This window comes from Streptomyces sp. NPDC006476 (assembly GCF_040612015.1).
Lineage (GTDB): Bacteria > Actinomycetota > Actinomycetes > Streptomycetales > Streptomycetaceae > Streptomyces > Streptomyces griseorubiginosus_B.
Genome location: NZ_JBEXPK010000263.1, coordinates 1 through 2,027, shown reverse-complemented (window position 1 = coordinate 2,027; position 2,027 = coordinate 1). Strand labels below are relative to the sequence as shown.

The 2,027-nt window shown below is 71.7% G+C and carries 2 protein-coding genes and 1 pseudogene; 1 reads left to right on the top strand and 2 read right to left on the bottom strand.

The window, feature by feature from the left end; translation table 11 throughout:
* Positions 1 to 101: 101 nt before the first annotated feature.
* Positions 102 to 257, top strand: a pseudogene (locus tag ABZZ74_RS53840) (transcriptional regulator); the annotation flags it as partial.
* Positions 258 to 1,158: 901 nt separating this feature from the next.
* Here ABZZ74_RS53840 and ABZZ74_RS53835 read toward each other — a convergent pair.
* Positions 1,159 to 1,386 (bottom strand): hypothetical protein, encoded by a 228-nt coding sequence (locus tag ABZZ74_RS53835; protein WP_356951401.1) that lies wholly within the window; start codon positions 1,384 to 1,386, stop codon positions 1,159 to 1,161.
* 174 nt (positions 1,387 to 1,560) lie between these two features.
* The gene (locus ABZZ74_RS53830; RefSeq protein WP_356951400.1) at positions 1,561 to 1,770 is read right to left on the bottom strand and encodes a DUF6207 family protein; all 210 of its coding nucleotides are present in this window, start codon (positions 1,768 to 1,770) and stop codon (positions 1,561 to 1,563) included.
* Positions 1,771 to 2,027: the final 257 nt, after the last annotated feature.

The following is a 2,027-nucleotide window of genomic DNA, read 5'->3' as shown; positions in this document are numbered from 1 at the left end:
CCTCCGCGTCCAGCCCGGACGTGCCGCGGCCGGCCTGCAACCGCAGTAGTGCGACGACCGCGCCGGCGGAACCGGCGACCAACAGCGCCGCGAGCTGCATGCTCAACGTCCGCCGCTGGGAGCGGATCGTCGCTGCGTGGGTGGGCTGGTGGCGACGCGGCCCTGGACGACGCCTGGGTAAGCGATGCAACCGTCGATCTCGGCTCCGCATGGGGGGCCAGTATGAGTACGTCACCAACATCGGCTTCGCCGCTTGACGACCCCCCGTCGTCGGCTCCTCAAGGAGGCGACGGCCCGTCCCTGGCACGCACCCCTGCACCCGCGCCCTGAGCCCCGCCGGGCGGACCCGGGCCGCCGCGGTGACGACGATGCCCAAGATCTCCCCCGGCCGCGTCCGAACGGTGTGCACACGTGCACGTGCACCCGCGTGCACACAAGGCCATGACGGACCAGCAGGCGGCGTGCGGCGGCGCCAACGCGTGCCACGCGTACCGCGTCCCGCGCGTACGCACGAGGCTCACACCGGTCATGACGTGACGGCCTGCAGAACGGCGATGCAGACCCCAGTGAAGATGCCAACCGTGGTCAGCGCGATCCCGATCGGCTTGCCCAGCACCCCAGCAGCGCGTCCCGCGCCGTGAGGACGGCGCGCCTACGGTGGTGGTGCGGTGACCCGTCCTCCGACGCCGCTTCCGCGCCGGCCGCTGTATCGGTCCATGTCGCGTTTGGGAGGTCCGGAGACGGGTGGCTGGGCGAGGCGGACGGCCTGGCCCGGCTTGGGGGCGCTTCCTCGAGGGAGCGCAGGCCGTGCCGCCGCTGCTTGTTTGCCCGGCAGCGGCGGCACGCGGGAGGCTCCGGCCGGGCAGCGACATGAGACCGACCGGATGAGCCTGCCTGCACTGCCAGTCTGGGAGGCGGCATGGCTCAGAGCCAGCGGTGCGCCGCCGAATGAAGGAGCCCCTGTAGTCGGGCGGGTGGTGGGGGGAGGAAGGCGTCGGCGAAGAAGCCGAGAGGGGCCGCCGTGAGGAAGACCGCCGGCCGCAAGCCGTGCAGCGCCTGATCGCCCGTGACCTCTCATGTCGGCGTGGACGGGAGTGGCGGACCGGCCTGTTGGGGAGGGCGCGGGCGGGGGAAGGGAGCGTACCCTGGGCCCTCGCCCTATTGGCTGCGCTCCCACACGTCCGGGCCTGCCCCCAGCCATTCGATCTGCTCGGATGCGGCGATCTCGTCCTCGTCGGCGAAGCCGCTCTGCAGCCCGGCACGCTGGAGGAACACACCTACGTCCCACAGGTCGTACGCGCATCCCGCCAGGACCCCGCGGACGTGGACGAGTCGTCCGCCCTCGTCATCGGGCGGCCCCACGGTCACCGGATACGAGCTGGACATGACTCGAATGTTTCCGCATGCGGGGCTGCTATGCGGCAAGTGCGCAGGACCCACGTGCCGGCGGGGAGTGGTGCTCCCCGCCACCGGACCACGCCGATCGCACGGAAGAGTTACGGCGACTGTCGCACCGCTTTGGACAGTGGCCGGGCCAGGCTGGCCCGGGCCGGGGCTGCGCTATGCGTCGGGGTGCTGGCGAAGGTCGAGGAAGCAGCGCAGCCGGACGCCCGGCTCGCCGGGCTCGCGGACCGTGTGGTCCGCTGGCGCGATCGCACACCGCGCTGCGAGCAGCTGCTGGATGGTGAAAGCGGTCTCGTCATCGGCGGCGGCGATCTCCACCACGGCCAGCCCGGGCTCCGCGACGTGCGCGTCGTTGATCGGTCTCATGCACGGCACCACGAGCCGGCGCCGGTGAAGGTTCTGCGGTCGGACGGGCTTCACCCGTCCGGGCACCGTGCCCGTCGGGGCGCCGGGAGATGCCGGTGTGAGGTCAGGCGCGGGTGCTGGTGTGCCGCACGCCAGGGCCCCACTTCTCCAGCATGTTTGCGGCAGGTTGATTCGGCCCCACTTTCTCCATGATCGACACTCGTTTTGGCCCCACCCTGTGATGCCCGAAGCTCACGCGCTCCGTGGGCTGAGGAAGG